The following is a 13,292-nucleotide window of genomic DNA, read 5'->3' on the forward strand; positions in this document are numbered from 1 at the left end:
GTAGATCCGGTTGATCCCCGAGGGCTCGCCCTCCCGCCGCAGCAGGACGAACAACCGGCGATAGCCGAAACGCCGCCGCTCATTGGCGAGATCGTGCAATCGGCCACGCAGAACTGCGTCCGGCGGGCGGCTGGAGCGATAGCGGATCATCTTCCGATCCGCCTCCACAATCGAGCAGGCCCGCCGTTCCGACAGGCTCATGACGGCCTGCAGATGCGCGACCGCAGCGCGCTTGGCGGCGGGCCCTACCATTTTTTTGAAAGGAGCTCGCGAAGTGCGGCCGCATCGAGCATCTGCTCGGCCAGAAGCTTCTTCAGCTTCGCGTTCTCCTCTTCCAAGGCCCTCAGCCGCTTCGCTTCGGAAACGTCCATGCCGCCGAATTTGGCCTTCCAATTGTAGATCGTCGCCTCGGAAACACCGTGCTTGCGAGCCAGGTCGGCTGTCTTCGCCCCAGCCTCATGCTCCTTCAATACCGCGATAATCTGCTCTTCCGTGAACCTTGCTCGCTTCATCTGTCCGTCCTTCTTCGGGCCGGACTCTAACTCCTTCTGGAGGAAATTCGCAGTGGCAGGTCAGGGGCGTTGCGCTAAGCGGGATTCCATAAACGGGAAATGACACATCAGGCTGGCTTCCAAACCGCGCAGTCCAAATTACCGCGCAACCTTTGTTCCACATGTTGGAGGTTCGGCTTGACCATAGCGGAATTCGAGTTCCATCTAGGTTTGGCATTTCCATAGACCAGGCCAGCTAATTCGACTCCCAGATCGACCGATGTCCCCCTGAAAAAGAATTGTAAAATGAGGTTACAACGATAAGTTGAGCACCTGAAGGGCAGAGGAGGGGCGAGAAGCACGCCCGTTATATTATAATGTCTAAGATGATGATTTTTCTATTTGATGGCACAGCGAACGACGCCACTGAGGACCGCTTTTCAAACGTTTATGCGCTTAACCAACTGATTGCAGAGAGCAAACGAGTTGGACGATCTAAGCTGCAGACCCAGGTTACATTCTATTTGCCGGGGATTGGGACCAAGTTTACCGTGCGAAGGGCCGTTCAAAGAGGTGGAGGCCGCTGGTGGCGAACCGACACCGTTCGGCAACAAATTTTCGGCGATAACATCGAACAGATTATTCTAAGGGCCTACGTCAACTTATGTGCGAACTACCGATTGGGCGATGAGATCGCACTGGTCGGTTTCTCACGCGGAGCAGTTGCTGCGAGAATTTTTTCAAGACTTATTTCCGACTTTGGCATCTTAACGTCGGACAAACTCCTACATCTGGACACCCTGTGGAACGATTTTGTCGAGATATCCAGTGTCGAAGCTGACACAAAATACCAGGAAGAAATTAGTAGACTGAAAGTGGAACTAAGAGGTCAAGCCGGCGAAGAAGCTTTCCATCCTATTGGAGAACACCCGATCCTCTTCCTTGGACTGTTCGATACAGTCATGGGTCCATTGGATGAGCTTGTGACGAAGAACGTCCGCTTCAGAGATAAATATCCGGCATCGGGGATCAAGCACATCGTCCATCTATTGAGTATGCATGATGTGCGGGAGGAATTCGAATTGCAGAGGTTCGATCGACCTGTCCACCTGCCAGAAACTCTCCGAGAGATATGGGTACCTGGCGTCCACTCTGACGTCGGTGGCGGTTATGAAGAAGATTTCGTCTCCAATATTTCGCTGCTAACGATGGCAGATCTACTTGAGGAGCTCGCGAATGTCGCGCTCGACCCTAAGGCTTACAAGCAAGTCGAGAGCTCTATTTCATCGAGAATTGAAGCCCAACGTTTCTTCATAAACAAGGAGCCGCTAGTCGGGAGACGTCGATCTAGGCTAGCGCTGATCAACGCAGATGACGAAGTGCATCCTCTTCACTGGTATCTGAAAGACAAGTTGGTGTATTGGAAGAGCAGCAACCCGGTTAAGTATGAAGACAGGCTCAACAGAAGCGGTGATCAAGTCGACCCCAAGCTTCAGAAAAGGCTCAATCATTGGACTCGGCGCAGACGAAAGCCAAGATAGTGCGGCACGTAATGCGCGAACCAAGATGATGTGACCAATCGCTGAGGATCAGGACGACTCATCCCCGCCGAAAACGCGAGTGATAGTCAGTTCGCGAATTGCCTCTACATGACGCTGGCAGAATTTTTCGGCGTTGGTCTCACACCCATGGCGCCGCTGACCGCAAGAGCTGAACGGCGGAATCGTAAGCAGCGGGCGAAGCTCCGCTCTTTCTTATGAGAAGCAAGACCTAATCTTCTGGTCCGTTGACGATATCGGAGATGAAGACGCCGAAGTGGAATGCGGAGCAGGTGCACGAGAGATGCGCAAGCGCCGTCAAACATAAACGCTGGTTTATGTTTTAATCTCTAAGGAGCGCGGCCTGGGAGCTGCCGTTCTACCGTTGAGTTACTCTTACCCGTTCGATCTGTCCCCTCAGAGAGAGAAATAAAACTCGCGCATGAGGTAGTAACTCGCCACAGTGGTAGCGCCATTGCTGGCCAAAGAAGCGAACAGCGTTCGCTTTTTTTTGCATCTTGACGATGCGGTCACATCGACGACATGCCACCCTGAGCACGTGACGAGGAATTTCAGATAGTCGGCGCTGCTGGATCGGAATGCCCGATGCGGTATATGGCTGGATCCGCCAGGGTGGCGTCCCAGTATTCTGGCGGCAGGTCGCTTTGGCTGCCATGTGCAGTTGCCTTCCGCTCGGCCGCGGAGGCCCATTTTTCGAGCTCTTTGGGGGACGGCATACGCCAGCTCGCAGGTCGATCGCTTATGGGGCAATGAGAACGTAATCAAGAACAAAGAGTCGAGTCCGTCGACGCCGATTTTTGTGACGCGGGAGTGCCCGGACGCGCCGGAAATCGCGGTGCAACCCTTTCGGAGTCAGGTCGCGCCTTGGACCAAGAAGCTGCCTTCCGGCTTCATTAGGCTTAAGGGGCAAGGTTTCTGTTTGGAAAACCATGCCCCGCGCTACGTCGCATCCTCGCGCGCCGGTAATATGTGGCTTTCCTTGAGTCGTTGGCCTGCAGGCGTGAGTTTTCAGCTTTCCATATTGAGGATACTTGCCGGGTAGCCAGACGGTCGGGCGAGCATCGCGGTTGTCAAGCAGCACCTCGCCATCTATTACAGCAGCGGGCCAGAGTGGCCCGCGCGCATGACGCGGATCGGAAGCCGTGCTCCCCAGCTCGACATATTCGGGCAAAGATTGATCGGGCGAGAGCCAGGGTCTTGGATTATCACCGAGGAGGGCAGAAAGGTTCTCGAGACCCTCGAGCAGCTGGATCGCGTTGCGCAAAGTCAAGTTGAGCTGAAGACGGCGCCGCCGTCTGAAGGCGAGAGGCCGCCTTGGATGATGGTGCAACCGCGGACCGTCACGCGGAGGAACCGGCCCGGCCTCAAGCGATTGAGGCCCGTTGGGCGAGGCTCTTGATGATGGCGATGCTCTTCGCTAAATCGCGTGAGTTCAGTTTGGAGATATTGCCGTGGCAATGGGTACTGTGAAGTGGTTCAACGCGACCAAGGGATATGGCTTCATCCAACCGGAGGACGGCGGAGCTGACGTCTTCGTGCACATCAGTGCCGTCGAGAAGGCCGGCTACACCAACCTCGCGGAAGGCGCCCGGGTCAGCTACGAGCTGAAAGCCGGACGTTCTGGCAAGATGAGCGCGGAAAATCTCCGCATTGGCTGAGGACGTCCGGCCCCGAGGAACCAAGCCAGGTTCATCGGTGTTCTGACTCGGCTTTCGGCTTGTCCGATAAGCATCGATACGGCCTCAGCAGTCGTCCGTGAAGAATGCGGATTGACCTGAGAAACAAGCAGAATTGGTCTTGATATAGTATTCGATTTTGCAGGAAAGCTGGGTGTTGGACCTCGCTTTCCTGCGTTTTTGGATTTTGCTTTTGAGTGATTCGTGATTCCCTTACGGCGTCGTCGACATTGGGGAATGCGATGAGCAAACCGCGGGATGATCGCCAGAAAGACCTGTTACTTCCGGCTCTCGATCAGATCATCGACATGGGTCATCCGCTGGTGCGTTTGGCGGAGCTGATCGACTGGAGCATCGTGAATGAACGCTTCAGTTCGGTGTGCCAGGCAGGGTCGGGGCAGCCGGGCTTGCCGACGCGGCTGGTCGCCGGCCTGTTCATTCTGAAGCACATGCACAACCTGTCAGATGAGGTGCTGTGCGCTCGCTGGATAGAGAACCCCTATTACCAATACTTCTGTGGCGAATTGAGCTTCTGTCACCGTCTGCCGTTCGATCGATCGTCAATGACACGCTGGCGCCAGCGGCTCGGGGAGGAACAGCTCGTCGCGTTGATCCAGGAAAGTCTGTCGGTGGCGCACAAGACCGGCGCTATCGGTCCAAAGGATCTGGAACGGGTGGTCGTCGATACCACGGTGCAGCCGAAGGCGGTTGCGCATCCGACCGACGCGCGGCTGATGCATCGAGCAATCATCAAACTGGTCCGGCTGGCCAAGCGCAACCGTGTGCCGCTGCGCCAGAGCTATCTGCGCCTGGCCAAGCACGCCGCCATCATGGTCGGCCGCTACACCCATGCCCATCAGTTTAAACGCGCCCGGCGGCAGCTCAAGTTCCTGCGGACACGGCTTGGTCGGATCATCCGCGACATCCACCGCAAGATTGATGGCGATAGGGTCCTGGAAGCTCGCTTCGGTCCGTTGCTCGGTTTAGCGCAGCAGGTGCGCAGCCAGGATCAGCATCAGCGCGGCCCAAAGGTCTATGCATTACATGCCCCGGAGGTCGAGTGCATCGGCAAGGGTAAAGCCCGCGCCCCCTACGAGTTCGGCTGCAAGGTCAGTATCGCCACCCCCGTGACGTCTCCAAAGGGCGGGCAGTTCGTGCTCCACGCCAAGGCCCTGCATGGCAATCCCTTCGATGGGCACACGCTCGGTCCCGTGATCGCCGACATGGAGAAGCTCACCGGCGTGGAGGCTCGCCGTATCCACGTCGACAAAGGGTATCGCGGTCACAATCACCCGCATCGGTTCAGGGTCTGGATCTCGGGTCAAGTCCGACGCGTCACAGCTTCCATCCGGCGCGAGATGAAGCGTCGCGCGGCTGTCGAGCCCGTCATCGGCCACGTCAAGGCCGAGCATCGCATGGACCGCAATTATCTCAAGGGACGCCTCGGCGATCGCATCAACGCTGTCCTCGCCGCTGCCGGCTATAACTTCAGCCTGCTCCTGCGATGGCTCGCAGAGCTCTTGCGTGTCATCATCCGAGCCTTCATTCAAACCGTCCCGGCTCGAAACATCGCTTGAGCCGGGCACCGCGCCAGTTCTTCACGAACGACTCAGCATAATTCCCCCGGTGCCGCTGAGGCCGTTTCCTTGTCCGCACCGTTGTGACCGACTGGATCGTTAAACCTAAGCGGCCAGTCGCGCCGTCAGGCCGACATTGCCGCGAGAGTTGCGACAAATCTCTGCGCGGCATCTCCACGCGAACATTGGATGCGCTCGTTCACGCCGGCTGCGGAGCGCATATCGATCTCACCGTAAAGACAAATCGGTAGCTGGCGATTGTTGTTGAAACGCCGGTCCGGACCACCCTTGCGATTCACATAGCGCCAGGTCTGGTCGACCACGATGGCGTCATGAGGTGGAGTCTCTTCCTCGATGAACCGAGCATTTCGGAACGCGAACTGTACATCCTGGTAGGCGAAGGCGGCAATCGTCCTGCCGGCAGTGACGAGGATGGCGTCAGGCGTCAGGTAGAAGGTCTCTTTTCCAAGTGGCAGCTTCAGGAAATCGACGTTGCTTTTGACCAGGTGCGGCTTGTCTCTGCCCAAGGAGATGGGGTGCCGTTGTATCAGCTTCGAGGCACCAGCATTGCGCTTCCAATCCGCTTCCTGCATCTCAAGAGGGACGATCCAGATGCCGCCGCAACTGGCCAAATCGTGAAAGGCCGAAGCGAGGGTTTCAAACCGCGACGAATACTCCGCTGACAGCTCGTACTCGAGCGACACGGTACTGGACTGGCGGCCATGGATTGCGAGCGATCCGACGATCAGAACCACGCCAGCCGTCAGGACAAAGGCCGCGACCGGGGGGACGGCGGAAGCTGAGCCGGCGACCATCAGGGCGCCAACGGCAAAGAGTGCGGACAGCACCGCGATTAATATCTTGTACCGCCGCCATCGGGACCGGGCGGCCGCCAAAGTTTGCGCAATATCGATGGTTGAGTTGGCGACCAGCTCATCGATCGGAGCACTGTCGATGACCGTGCCCTGGCTGACCTCGATCGGATCAGGAACGGGCGGCTGGTGTACGTCCGGCAGGGGAGGCGGCGAGGCGTTGGCCGCCGCGTATGGTTGGTAGGACGTCCACGACACCCCGGATCCCGGCAGACCGATCGTCGTTCGCGTGCCACGTGGGCCAACGGTGTAGTGCAGGCCGCGCGGCCCCAGCGTGACACTGGCACCGCTCCCGCTCACATTCAGGCGGACGCCGGGAATGATCTTGAAGCTGCGGCGAAATCTAAAGACCATCGGAACAACGATTGGCAAACGATGAAAGTAGTATCGTGCCATTTTATCGTGCAGAGATCGAATACTACAAGAGTGAGGGGGCGCTGGCCTGCGCGTATAGTTGATAGGAGATCCATGGGAGTCCTGACCCCGCGTTAATCCTGATATATAGCGTACCGTCGCGTCGCTCGATCGTTTGTCCGGCGCTTCAGGATCAAATTTGTTTGGGGGCAAGCCCAGCACCTATGCTCTCGCTACCGCAATCAAGATCTGGTCCGATAAAGGCGAGCCGCACTCAAACCATTCTGTGCGGGGACGCCCGCTTGTATGGGATATGGGTGGCGACAATCCTTCGGCCCTTCTTTCCCTTAACTTCACAATCTTCAAAGTCCGCCGCTACATTGGTCGCGATAACGGAGGTCGATGCCATGCCAGCACTTTGGGTCGGATTACAATGGATGGTTACGAAGAACGGCGTCAATACCACTGATCGAAAGTATTTCATCGCAAAAGAGCGCGTGCACGAGGAAGATCCTCCTGGATATACCTGGGAACGACACATGGAAGAGAAGGACTGGGTCGATATGACCGACTTCCGCCGAGCGATGACATTCGCGCGCGCGACATGGCCAAAGAAGTGAGGTCTGCGCGCACAAGAATCGAGCCGTTCGGACGGAGCCAGGGTCCAGTGCCTAACCGATCTGCCATGTGCGCTATAGATAGCGAGGCGCGTGCGCCCCGCCGGTTCTTGACATCCATCCCAGCGATCAATGCTGTAAGGAGCGGGCGATTACGTTGTTGAAAAGCCGCCGCTCCTCATTGGCTCGGGCGAGCGCCTACTCGTCGGGCTTCAGAAGGGCAACTTCCACAGGAAATAGAGAAGCGCAGCAATGGCCCCCCAGAAAAATATGCCGCGGAAGATGAAAGCGAGCACCATGTTAATCGCCGTCTCGCCCAAGCCGCTGCGCCATGGCGATTCCATCGATCGCGTCTGCCAGCCCTTCTAAGAAAACCTGATACCACGCATCATCATCGGGAAGCTCCCACTCTCGTAGGCTTCCGACGTAACGGGTCAGAGCAATAACGCCCGCGATCGTGGTTGGCGTTGAACGGATGAGCACATTCGCATGCTCCGCGAGAGCTTGGTTCCTTTGACTGCTGATTTCGTCGGCGGAATCAAACTCAGGCCCCTCATCGAGCTTCGCCGATACGGACAAGGCCGCATCGTAATGCGCCGACAGCTCGCGATGACGCTCGATCACTACGAAGATTAGATTCCGATCGGCTGCAGCAGTCGACTGGGTGGAAAGTTCCTGCGACGACAATGTTGGCCCCGAGCAAGTAGCAGGCCTACGTTAGCATCGCGGCCATGATGATAATTAGCGTAGAGGGTCTTTCATCCGCGGTATTTCCGCTCGATCGGATTAGGCATTCAGACGAGGTCACCGGCTCCATTTGGAAATTGAGAAATTTCGGGGACGAGGGCGCGCGCCTTATTCGCCGGAAAACGGCTCCGCTCCAGCTGTTCCCGGCGTAAAGCTGCATATTTTGCGCGTCTCAAAGGTTGTTATCGCGCATTGGCTGCGCTTGGATACGCTTCCACATTCGAGAAAGGGGCGGGCGAAATATGAAGTTGATTGCAATAGTTGCCGGTCTGTTGATGCTCGGCGTGATCGAACAAGCAAACGCACGCGGAGGACATGGAGGGCGCGTCAGCTACGGCGGCGGACATCACACTACCAGTCATGGCGGCAGGTATTTGGGCGGATCCGGCTCATCACACCGTGGCGGGACTTATGTCAATTCGAGAACTGGCAACCGTTACAGCACTCATCGATAACGAGCGAAGTGGCAGGACTCGAAGCGCGGCCATTCGATGGAGCCTTTTACGCGCGGGCAACAATGGGAGCCGACCTTTCGGGTACGAAGCCGTCAGCGTCCCGAAGGGGCTTTTTAACTGCGCTGTTTTGCTTTGGGGCGTGATCGGCCTCCTCTTCGATGCGGGGTCTCTCTTCGGCCGGGCTGGCTCGGCTGGGATCGGCACTTCGGTTTATGTCACCGCCATCCTCATCTGGATTGGCGGCAGGGTTCTGTTCGGTTTGGGAGCGCTGCTCTCGCACAATGACTTTGATGGCGAGCGGGCCCCTGCCAGAAGACGCAGGCGATATTCGGATAACGCGCTAGAACTCTCTAGAGTGAGGGCCGGGCTGAAATGCAGCCCGGAGTGTCCGAACGCATGAGAGGCTCAGCCGCGGTTCTTCACGTTGATCCAGTGGTTTTGTGCTGGGTTACAGGATGGCACTTAACGCGGATGAGCGTTTCGTCGAGCGAAATGGCAGACTGCCCTCAAGCAATTCAAGGCTTTATGGAAGCCTATTGCGTAGCGAAGATCTTGCGAGGTGTGCTGCACTGCTCAAAGCATCACACCTCAACCCCGGCCGCTGGCGACGCTAGGCCCTTGGAGTTCGTGTGAAGAGCGATTCGAGCATGAGGTAGACCCGCTTTCGGATCGCTCTGCCTAGAGACCAGATACGATAGGATGTCGTGGCGGAGCTCTGGCGTGAGCCGCAGTACGACCTTCCGCAGTACGACCTTCCGAAGCATGCATCCAGGCGAATCAGTGATGCCTTGCTGGTCGTCACATGCGCTGCCGCACGAGTGTTGGCTTTGTTATTTCTCATACGAGCTCGTCGCGCTTCAGACGGATTGTCGCGAAAACGCCAGCTCATTTGTCCCGCCACAGAGATTGCGAGAGCGGAAATCTCGACACCTGCGGGTTCGATGGTCTGGTCAAGTTGCTGAGCGCTGGGCGCTGGTACGAAGCTTGCTTAAGGGTAGGTCCATTCCTTCTCGGATCGGCGGACTACATCCGCCTTGTGACTGGCTCGGGACGGGGACGCTACAAGAAGGTTACCAGCATGTCAGGTATCGCTGCCGCTTTTCTATTGCCTTGGAGCAGTTCCCATCAGACTGTTTATGATCAGCTCAAGCACATGCTTCCGAAGCTCTCACTTCGCGGACAGGCAGGCGTCGGCATCGCCGCCTTCATGCACAACAAAGGCGTTCGATATAAAACCGCATCTCGGCCATCACACGAACTGCGTGCGATCGACAAGGAAGAGAAGGATCTGGAGTTCACTCCCCATGTTGCAATCGCTCATGTTCGCGGTCGAGTTTGCACAGGGGGTGAGAGCGACGATCAACCAACTCCCAATCGCAGGGCCACCTCCCTTCAACTGACAATTTCGTTGGACGGAGCGTTAGTAAACGCTCGGGAGATTAGGGCAGAACTGGTTGCCCAAGGTCGCACCTTCGCGGGTCGGACGGATGCCGAACTCTTGCCCAAGCTGGTTGAACACATTTGTGAAAGGGATTATTGGCGCCAAGGCCTGCGAGTCAATTACGAGAACGTCTTTCGTGAGATTGATGAGCGCATTGATGGTGCTATTAGTGCGCTTTTGCTGGACACCGAAGGAAACCTAGTTGCTTTCCGCAATAGATATGGTCTGCGCCCTTTGGAGTTCATGCAGACCGACGACGGATTCTTGCTCTTTGCGTCGGAAAATTGCGCCTTTGCCGGGCTTCGAGGCAAGTCAGACCAAATCGTCCCCGGCCACATCAAATATGTGGATGGCAAAAAGGGGCATTTCCTCGATCGTTGTGTCAGCGATTCTCAACGTGCCGCCAAGCTTTGCGTCTACGAAACTCTTTACCTCGGAAGTCCGGATACGTCGATCCGGGGTCGATCTCACCTCGAAACTCGTTACAGTATCGGTTTCTCGCTGGGTGATCTTATTGCGCATCGGCTTCCCGCAGAGCCGGACGCCACTCCAATCATCGTCTCGTCCATGCCTCATACCGGAGGACCCTACGCTGACGGCTTATTTTCATCTCTCGTAGCACGCGGGGTTAACGCCGAACGACGTGAAGTCATCGAGACACAAATCTCTGAGCGAACTCTCATCGGCCCAAATAGCGAGCGCAAGCGTCGTATTGCTCACAAGTACCGCCTGGCTTCGACTGACGTCGAAGAACGCACGATACTCATTGCCGATGAAGCCCTCATTCGTGGCGATACCAGTCGGACCGTAACGAATATGCTTCTTGCTGCGGGTGTCAAAGCTGTCCATTGGGGAATCGGCTCACCGCCTATCGTGGCCCCAAATTACTACGGCGTGAATATTGAGACCATCGATGAACTGGCCTTCTGGCGGACATGGAAGGGACTGTCCGCTCAACAGCGGAAGCAAAGCCTACTATTTAAAAATATCGAGCCGCATGTCCTCAAAGCCATCGAAGGAAGGATCGCGGCCTCGATCAACGCGGCAACTGTGACTTACTTGCCCTTCCCGCGTCTCACATCGTTGCTGCCGCGGGGGAACGAGGGAATAGATTTGTCACCCTTTACATTCGAAATGCCAACTCCTGCAGGGCAAACGCGCGCAAATAGAGACCTGCATAACCTGGTGGCTGACCACGACAGCGCTGCGTGAGGCCCGACGCATGAAGCCAGTTCTTGTTTTTGATTGGAATGGCACGTTGCTTGACGATGCCGATGCGCTACTGCAAACGACGAACACTCTCTTGGAGCGCTTTGGACACCGGACAATCGATCTGGACACCTTTCGGAATCATTGCGATGTCCCACTCTCCATTCTTTTCCGAAATATCGGAATGTCAGAAGAGGAAATCGCAGCCGTAGATGACGATGGGAGCGCAATATTTCATGATACCTACGAGCCGCTCGCCGATAAAGCGGAGTTACGCGTAGGTGCGCGCACAATGCTGGAATTGGTGCGCCAAGAAGCGGCTTCGTCGATCATCGTGAGCAACCATATAGTCGCGCCCCTTGTTGCTCAATTGCAAAGGCTCGGAATCGATCGCTACTTCGACGGCGTCCTGGCCTTTGAAAGCCGTGCCACGCAGTATAAAACGATGAGCAAAGGGGAGAGGCTTCGGCGATATATGGAGCAGAAAGATATAAATCCCAAGTCAACCTTCATCATCGGGGATATGCCGGTAGAAACGAATATTGCACGAAGCCTTGGACTGATAAGCATATCCATTACCGGTGGATTTGTTTCCGAGTTGCGCTTGCGAGCTGCGAAGCCGGACCACATCATCCACAACTATCACGAGCTGATACCGATTGTTCAAACGCACGGCTTTTTCCGATAGATGCTATGTGCGAACGCGAGGCACCGCACTTAGGCCGGCGGCGAGACTGGGTAGACCTTCTCGGAGTGGGCGCATGAGAAAGGCCTGTGGTCTCAGCAGCTCGGCTCACCATCTGCCGAAAGGCGCGATTATTCACTAGACAACCTCGTACTTATGCAATCGCTTTGCTCAGAAGCTCAGAAGGCGCGATAGTGCAGGTAGACTTGACGCTCACGACCGCGAGTTCCGGCCATTCAAAGGGCTCGTTGAGAGAGAGAGGGAGAGGATTTGACCCTGAATCTGGAACTTCTGGCAGCTCTGAAGAAAGTCGCGAAACGTCGGGCGCGGCTAAAGCTGTCTCGCAACGATGCGCTGCAGGTATTGATCAAAGAGGGTATCAACAACTCTCGCGGCGGATTGACGAAGGAATATGGTGGTCCGACCTTGAAGAAGGTTCGCACCCTCCGTCGTAAATGAGTCGTTCTGCGACATCGCTGGCGGTGGGTTTTCCAACGCGTAGTCGATGGCTTTGCGAATGTCGTCGGGATGAGCGAAAAAGACGGCGCCCTTTTTCACGTGGATGTGGGACGCGTTTGTGTGCCGATCCTCGCCGGCCCATGGGAATACGGCTTCGAAGAGCGTTTTTGTGCGTCTTTAGAACGTCGTCGTAGGTCAGCGAAGGCCACGCCTTGAGGTCTGCCAAGGCCGCATCGATACCGGTCAGGAACGAGTTGTGCAGAAGCCGTTGGACGATTTCTGGCTTTTTCGCCTTGGCTACATTGCGCAAATAGCCGCGCGTCGCAAAATCCCCAAACGGATCAAACGTCACGGACGGCTTTCGCGCAGATAGCGTGCCTGAAGGCGCACAGCCTGAACGCGGTGTCGCGTCACGTGCTGGGCAAAGACGTCATTCGCCGTCATGACTACCGTAACGTTGTTGGCGGTAGCCAACCTCCGGATCACCTCGGCGGTATAATGGGGCTTGGTCGCAGTACGTCGGGTCGACATGAATTCTCCTTCCTTCCAATATAGTACGCCAAGGCCTGAAAATCCATTAAGTTGCAATCCTCTAGGTGCATTTTGGGGGGCTAAGCCCCTGAAAACCCCTAAAAATTCCCGGCGCCTTGTTGCGGTCGATCTTCTCTCCCGGCTGGAAGCGCATGCGCCCGGTCGGTTCAGCGGCCATCAGCGGCGTACGGTGCAGCGATTGGTGAAGAACTGGCGATCAAAGGCCGCTCGACAGCTCATCAGCAGCACAGAAATCACACTATCGGTCCAAACTTCGTGTCTTGGTATCTAATCCCGACAGGTTCTTTCGCCGAATCACCGCAAGCCGCTCGCTCGCTACGGCGCTCTGGAAGGCGCGCGTCGCGAGCGGCTTGCTCGGACTCGCGGCAGCTGATTCAGGAGACACTAGGGTGCGCTTCGGTAACATTGTCATCTGAGGCAATATGAGGGGGCAGTTCCGGATGGCGTTTGACACCAAGAGTACACGGCTTGCGTTCCCTCATATTTTCTGTCCATCAAACGAAGCCCCGTACTTCGCGCCCCAACGACGAAGTTCTTCGACGTCCAGCTTTCGGTTATTCGCCGGATCGTGTTGACGCCCTGGTATGGGCGCTGACCG

General features: G+C 56.4%; 10 protein-coding genes and 1 pseudogene. 7 read left to right on the forward strand and 4 right to left on the reverse strand.

The features are described 5' to 3' along the window. Nucleotides 1-512: pseudogene (locus XH87_RS00005) on the reverse strand (transposase); the annotation flags it as partial. A gap of 356 nt (nucleotides 513-868) precedes the next feature. On the opposite strand from XH87_RS00005, the gene XH87_RS00010 reads away from it, so the two are divergent. From XH87_RS00010 to XH87_RS00020, 3 genes are all read left to right on the forward strand, one after another. Next, nucleotides 869-2,032 carry a T6SS phospholipase effector Tle1-like catalytic domain-containing protein gene (locus XH87_RS00010; protein WP_271585666.1) on the forward strand — a complete coding sequence of 388 codons (1,164 nt, stop codon included), beginning with the start codon at nucleotides 869-871 and terminating at the stop codon, nucleotides 2,030-2,032. A 1,469-nt stretch (nucleotides 2,033-3,501) separates the two neighbouring features. Next, entirely contained in the window at nucleotides 3,502-3,708 is a 207-nt protein-coding gene (locus tag XH87_RS00015; protein WP_271585667.1) for a cold-shock protein, read from the forward strand. Between the two features lie 260 nt (nucleotides 3,709-3,968). Beyond that, complete coding sequence (locus tag XH87_RS00020; protein ID WP_271585668.1) at nucleotides 3,969-5,303, forward strand: IS5 family transposase; 1,335 nt, start codon at nucleotides 3,969-3,971, stop codon at nucleotides 5,301-5,303. Nucleotides 5,304-5,428: 125 nt separating this feature from the next. On the opposite strand, the gene XH87_RS00025 is transcribed toward XH87_RS00020, so the two are convergent. Continuing rightward, on the reverse strand, nucleotides 5,429-6,571 hold the full coding sequence (locus tag XH87_RS00025; protein WP_271585669.1) for a DUF4236 domain-containing protein: 1,143 nt from the start codon (nucleotides 6,569-6,571) through the stop codon (nucleotides 5,429-5,431). Between the two features lie 395 nt (nucleotides 6,572-6,966). Between XH87_RS00025 and XH87_RS00030 the strand changes: the two genes are divergently transcribed. Then, complete coding sequence (locus XH87_RS00030) at nucleotides 6,967-7,149, forward strand: hypothetical protein (protein WP_271585670.1); 183 nt, start codon at nucleotides 6,967-6,969, stop codon at nucleotides 7,147-7,149. 297 nt (nucleotides 7,150-7,446) lie between these two features. On the opposite strand, the gene XH87_RS00035 is transcribed toward XH87_RS00030, so the two are convergent. Then, nucleotides 7,447-7,833, reverse strand: a complete 387-nt coding sequence (locus XH87_RS00035) for a hypothetical protein (protein WP_271585671.1) — start codon at nucleotides 7,831-7,833, stop codon at nucleotides 7,447-7,449. 1,593 nt (nucleotides 7,834-9,426) lie between these two features. Between XH87_RS00035 and XH87_RS00040 the strand changes: the two genes are divergently transcribed. From XH87_RS00040 to XH87_RS00050, 3 genes are all read left to right on the forward strand, one after another. Beyond that, nucleotides 9,427-11,001, forward strand: coding sequence for a hypothetical protein (locus XH87_RS00040; protein ID WP_271585672.1), 1,575 nt, complete (start codon nucleotides 9,427-9,429; stop codon nucleotides 10,999-11,001). A gap of 10 nt (nucleotides 11,002-11,011) precedes the next feature. Next, nucleotides 11,012-11,686, forward strand: coding sequence for an HAD family hydrolase (locus XH87_RS00045; protein ID WP_271585673.1), 675 nt, complete (start codon nucleotides 11,012-11,014; stop codon nucleotides 11,684-11,686). Nucleotides 11,687-11,953: 267 nt separating this feature from the next. Further along, nucleotides 11,954-12,142: a hypothetical protein gene (locus XH87_RS00050; protein WP_271585674.1), complete on the forward strand. Its 189-nt coding sequence runs from the start codon at nucleotides 11,954-11,956 to the stop codon at nucleotides 12,140-12,142. 348 nt (nucleotides 12,143-12,490) lie between these two features. Here the strand turns inward: XH87_RS00050 and XH87_RS00055 are convergent, their stop codons facing one another. Continuing rightward, nucleotides 12,491-12,673 carry a hypothetical protein gene (locus tag XH87_RS00055; RefSeq protein ID WP_271585675.1) on the reverse strand — a complete coding sequence of 61 codons (183 nt, stop codon included), beginning with the start codon at nucleotides 12,671-12,673 and terminating at the stop codon, nucleotides 12,491-12,493. Between the last annotated feature and the right edge of the window lie 619 nt (nucleotides 12,674-13,292).

This window comes from Bradyrhizobium sp. CCBAU 53415 (assembly GCF_028128735.1).
In the GTDB taxonomy this organism is placed as follows: domain Bacteria; phylum Pseudomonadota; class Alphaproteobacteria; order Rhizobiales; family Xanthobacteraceae; genus Bradyrhizobium.

Bases quoted from the DNA above. Each gene is read 5' to 3' on its own strand.
- XH87_RS00010 (WP_271585666.1), top strand. From the start codon at position 869: ATGTCTAAGATGATGATTTTTCTATTTGATGGCACAGCGAACGACGCC.
- XH87_RS00020 (WP_271585668.1), top strand. From the start codon at position 3,969: ATGAGCAAACCGCGGGATGATCGCCAGAAAGACCTGTTACTTCCGGCT.
- XH87_RS00025 (WP_271585669.1), bottom strand. From the start codon at position 6,571: ATGGCACGATACTACTTTCATCGTTTGCCAATCGTTGTTCCGATGGTC.
- XH87_RS00030 (WP_271585670.1), top strand. From the start codon at position 6,967: ATGGTTACGAAGAACGGCGTCAATACCACTGATCGAAAGTATTTCATC.
- XH87_RS00040 (WP_271585672.1), top strand. From the start codon at position 9,427: ATGTCAGGTATCGCTGCCGCTTTTCTATTGCCTTGGAGCAGTTCCCAT.
- XH87_RS00045 (WP_271585673.1), top strand. From the start codon at position 11,012: ATGAAGCCAGTTCTTGTTTTTGATTGGAATGGCACGTTGCTTGACGAT.
- XH87_RS00055 (WP_271585675.1), bottom strand. From the start codon at position 12,673: ATGTCGACCCGACGTACTGCGACCAAGCCCCATTATACCGCCGAGGTG.